Raw genomic sequence first — 3,958 nt, 5'->3', positions numbered from 1 at the left:
GGGGCGGGGGCCGCGCCGCAGGCGGCAAGCGCCAGCAGGGCGGCGGGGGCAACGGGCTTCCACGACATGGCCGATGCCCCTAGCGCAGCCGGCGCCGCGTCCAAAGCCCGCTCACCGCAGCAGCGACCGCATCGTTGGCACCGCGACGCCGGTGCTGTCGTTCATGAACCGAGTCACGTCGATGCGCCGGTCGATATAGTCGGACAGCCAGTTGCGATACGCCAGCGGCTCGCTGCCGCCTGCCGCATCCAGATACCGCTGGCGGCTGGCGGCGGGGACGTTCGCCTCGAACGTGGCATCACGCAGGTAGCGCATGTCGCCCGACAGGAATCCGCGCGCCCCGCCCAACCCCTCGTGATGCGCGACATAGGCATATTTGGCGAGCGCCGCCGGATCGGCATCCGCCGGGATCGCGCCGCTGCGCGTCAGCGACGACAGGTTCTGCCGCGCATAATCCGCACCGGCCAGGATCGACAGCCGCGCATCGGTGCGCAGCGCCAGCAGCCCCGGTTCGTCGACGACGCGGTTGTTCGCATCGACCATCCCCGCCGCCTTCGCCTCGGCATTCAGGATACCGCCGGCGCGGGTCGCCTCGCCGATCCACGTGCCCTTCAGGAATTGCGTCATGCCGACCGCGCTCGACGTGCCCGCCGCGGCATCGTCGCGCCACACGCCATCGGCATCCTTCAGCGTTTCGGCATCGATGATCGCCGCGACCGTCTGCGGCGTCATGCCGGTGCGCGTCGCGGCCTCGACGATCGCGTCGCGATAGCGATCGTTGGCGCCCAGTTTGAGGTTGGCGGGGGCATAGGCGCCGTCGGCGGCGGCCGCGCTCGCCCCCGCCGCGCTGGACGCCGCCGCATCCGGCTTCACATAGACGCCGGTCAGCACGCGCCCACGCCCCTCCAGCCCGTTCGCCGCGCTGCCGGTGCGCGCGTTGGCGGAGGCATAGTCGCTGGCGAAGCCCGTGCCGGTGCGGATCTCGATATGGCCGTATCTGGCATTCCTATCCACCGCGCCCGGTGCGGCGCCATAGACCAGCACCGCACCCTTGGGCGCGTCATACGGCGATCGGATCGTATTGCCGGGCTGGTTCATCAGGTTGACGAAGCCGCGTTGTTCCAGCGTCGGGCCGGCATCCTTCGCGGCGACGCCGGGCATGTAATCGGGGACCGCGCCCGACTGCTGCAGCGCGGTCTTCACCCAGGCGTAGCATTTGCCGATCGACTGGTGCCCCGCTGCGCGCGCCGCCGCGATATCCGCTGCGCGCAGCGATGCGGCACCGGGCGTCAGCGTTGCGCCCGCCGCCGCCGCCGGCCTGGCGGGAGCGGCGGTAACCGGCGCTGTGACCGGTCGCGGACCCGGGGCGGGGCTGCCCGCGATCGACAGCCGCTGGCCGGGGTGGATCAGGTCGGGATTGGCGATATGGTTGCGCTGTGCCAGCGATGCGGCGCTGACGCCGGCATCCCTGGCGATGCCCGACAGCGTCTCGCCGCCGCGCACCACATGGACGCGCGGCGCATCGGGCAGCTCGATCCGCTGGCCGACGCGGAGCCGGTCGGGGTCGGGCAGGCCGTTGATCCGCGCCAGCGTCTGCCAGTCGGTGCCCGCCGCCCGCGCGATCTGCGACAGCGTCTCGCCGGCCTTGACCACATGGACGCCGGCATCGCCGCGGAACTGCGACAGCGCGCGGCCGCCGGCCATCAACCGGTCCAGCGGCCCCGGGGCGGCGCCCGGCGTGCTCCCCGCGCTATCCAGCGACGACCGCGCCGTACCGGCGACACTCACCCGCGATTCCACGCCGACCATCGATCCACTCCACCGTGATGCCGCGTCACACTACGGCGGATAGGCCCGTCGCGTCTGTAAGCGGATCGATTAGGCGCACGATGCCACCGTCACGGTAGCGGTCGCGCCACGCTGTTGGTACGCAAGGGGTCGCGTCCATGGAGTCGCGGCGGTGTCACAACCGCCGCTGCTCGATCGGAACGGGGTAACGATTGGAGAGCAGCGATGGCGAAGTCACCGGAAAAGAAGGCCAAAAGCGACACCAAGACCACGGCCAAGAAGGCGAAGCCCGCCGGCGGCGCACGTGGCGGCATCACCGCGCCGGTCACCCCGTCCGCGGACCTGGCGGAGATCGTCGGCAAGAAGGACCTGCCGCGCAGCGAAGTCGTCAGCAAGGTGTGGGAATACATCAAGAAGCACGATTTGCAGGACGCCAAGGACCGGCGCCAGATCAACGGCGATGCCAAGCTGGAGAAGATCTTCGGCAAGAAGTCCGTCTCGATGTTCGAGATGAACAAACACCTCAGCGCGCATCTGACCGCGCCGAAGGCATAACGCGGGGACGCCGTCGGCGGGCGGGCATACCGCCCGCGGACCGTTCCTGTCCCTTGATCGCACGGTTGAAACACCCGCGTTTTTGTGAAACGGGCGTGGCGAAACAGGCGGGGAGGGGATGATGGCGTTCGATCTGACGGGACGCGTGGCGCTGGTGACCGGCGCATCGTCCGGGCTGGGCGCGCACTTTGCGGAGCGATTCGTCGCCGCGGGGGCGAAGGTGGTCGTCGCTGCGCGGCGCCTGGACGCGGTTCAGCGGCTGGCGGAACGGCTGGGCGATCGGGCGCTGGCGGTGGCGATGGACGTGACTGACGATGCCTCGATCGCGGCGGCGTTCGACGCGGGGCAGGCGCAGTTCGGCACGATCGACACCGTCGTCGCCAACGCCGGGCAAAGCAATGCCGGCCGCTCCACCGACGTCGCCGCCGCGGCGCTGCGCGCCACGATCGACGTCAACCTGACCGGCGTGCTGCTGACCGCGCGGGAAGGCGCGCGGCGGCTGGTCGCGGCGGGCGTGCGCGACACCGGGCGCGGGCGGATCGTGCTGATCGGGTCGATCACCGCGCATCAGACCGGCACCGGCGACAGCGCTTATGCCGCGTCGAAGGCGGCGGTCGCGCATCTGGGCCGCAACCTGGCGCGCGAATGGGTACGTTCGGGGATCAACGTCAACGTGATCCAGCCCGGCTATATCCGCACCAACATCAACGGCGACTGGTTCGACACCGACGGCGGCAAGGCGCATATCGCAGGGTTCCACCGCCGCCGGTTGATGCCGATCGACGGGCTGGACGACCTGCTGCTGTATTTCGCGTCCGACGCCTCCGCGATGGTCACCGGTTCGGTGATCGACGTGGACGACGGCCAGTCGCTGTAACCCGCGGCTAGTCGAGCAGCGCGAGGGGGAGGCGCGGGCTGACCACCTCGCGCAGTACGAAGCCCGATTCCATCCGGGTGACGCCGGGCAGCCGCGACAGTTCCTCGCGGTGGATCGCGGCGAAATGCGTCAGGTCGCGCGCGCGCACCGTCACCAGATAATCGTCGTTTCCCGACATCAGGTCACAGCGCACCACCGACGGGCTGGTGACGATCGCGGCCTCGAACGCTTCCAGCACGTCCTTGCGCTGGCTTTCCAGCGTCATCTTGATGTGGACGATCGTGCGATAGCCGAGCCGCGCCAGATCGACCCGCGCTTCGTAGCCCGTGATGACGCCGGCTTCCTCCAGCGCGCGCTGTCGCCGCCCGACCGCGCTCGCCGAGCGCCCAATCGCGTCCGCGAGCATGAAGGCGGTGGCGCGCGCATTGGCGAGCAGCAGCGCGATGAGTCGCCGGTCAATCCGGTCGATGGCGGGATATTCCTGCGTCATGACGCGGATTGACGCAGAAATATCACGGCATCGCAAGTAGCGTGCGCGCACTTCGCGCGGATCGTGCGCGCGGATTGCGATACGATCGTCTTCATCGCGAAGACGGAGAGAGACGATGCGCGTCGGTGTTCCCAAGGAAATCAAGAACCATGAATATCGCGTCGGCCTGACGCCCGGCGCGGTGCGCGAGTATGTCGCGCGCGGGCATGAGGTGATCGTGGAAACGAACGCCGGTGCCGGGATCGCTG

At 69.5% G+C, this 3,958-nt stretch carries 4 protein-coding genes and 1 pseudogene; 3 read left to right on the top strand and 2 right to left on the bottom strand.

Going from position 1 to position 3,958, the window contains the following annotated elements; translation table 11 throughout:
• Positions 1-111: 111 nt before the first annotated feature.
• Positions 112-1,809 carry a LysM peptidoglycan-binding domain-containing protein gene (locus AX685_RS11875; RefSeq protein ID WP_066488932.1) on the bottom strand — a complete coding sequence of 566 codons (1,698 nt, stop codon included), beginning with the start codon at positions 1,807-1,809 and terminating at the stop codon, positions 112-114.
• A gap of 204 nt (positions 1,810-2,013) precedes the next feature.
• Here AX685_RS11875 and AX685_RS11870 point away from each other — a divergent pair, with 204 nt between their 5' ends.
• Both AX685_RS11870 and AX685_RS11865 read left to right on the top strand, forming a co-directional pair.
• Positions 2,014-2,343 carry an SWIB/MDM2 domain-containing protein gene (locus AX685_RS11870; protein ID WP_066488930.1) on the top strand — a complete coding sequence of 110 codons (330 nt, stop codon included), beginning with the start codon at positions 2,014-2,016 and terminating at the stop codon, positions 2,341-2,343.
• A gap of 121 nt (positions 2,344-2,464) precedes the next feature.
• A complete protein-coding gene (locus AX685_RS11865) occupies positions 2,465-3,220 on the top strand; it encodes an SDR family NAD(P)-dependent oxidoreductase (protein WP_066488934.1) in 756 nt (251 codons plus the stop codon).
• Positions 3,221-3,227: 7 nt separating this feature from the next.
• Here the strand turns inward: AX685_RS11865 and AX685_RS11860 are convergent, their stop codons facing one another.
• Entirely contained in the window at positions 3,228-3,710 is a 483-nt protein-coding gene (locus AX685_RS11860; protein WP_066488927.1) for an Lrp/AsnC family transcriptional regulator, read from the bottom strand.
• A 115-nt stretch (positions 3,711-3,825) separates the two neighbouring features.
• Here AX685_RS11860 and AX685_RS21045 point away from each other — a divergent pair.
• A pseudogene (locus AX685_RS21045) lies at positions 3,826-3,958 on the top strand (alanine dehydrogenase); the annotation flags it as partial.

This window comes from Sphingomonas sp. CCH9-F2 (assembly GCF_001556735.1).
GTDB classification, from domain to species: Bacteria; Pseudomonadota; Alphaproteobacteria; order Sphingomonadales; family Sphingomonadaceae; genus Sphingomonas; species Sphingomonas ginsenosidimutans.
Note: the sequence above shows the minus strand (reverse complement) of the source record. Positions and strands in the feature narration are given on the sequence as shown.

Bases quoted from the DNA above. Each gene is read 5' to 3' on its own strand.
- AX685_RS11875 (WP_066488932.1), bottom strand. From the start codon at position 1,809: ATGGTCGGCGTGGAATCGCGGGTGAGTGTCGCCGGTACGGCGCGGTCG.
- AX685_RS11870 (WP_066488930.1), top strand. From the start codon at position 2,014: ATGGCGAAGTCACCGGAAAAGAAGGCCAAAAGCGACACCAAGACCACG.
- AX685_RS11865 (WP_066488934.1), top strand. From the start codon at position 2,465: ATGGCGTTCGATCTGACGGGACGCGTGGCGCTGGTGACCGGCGCATCG.
- AX685_RS11860 (WP_066488927.1), bottom strand. From the start codon at position 3,710: ATGACGCAGGAATATCCCGCCATCGACCGGATTGACCGGCGACTCATC.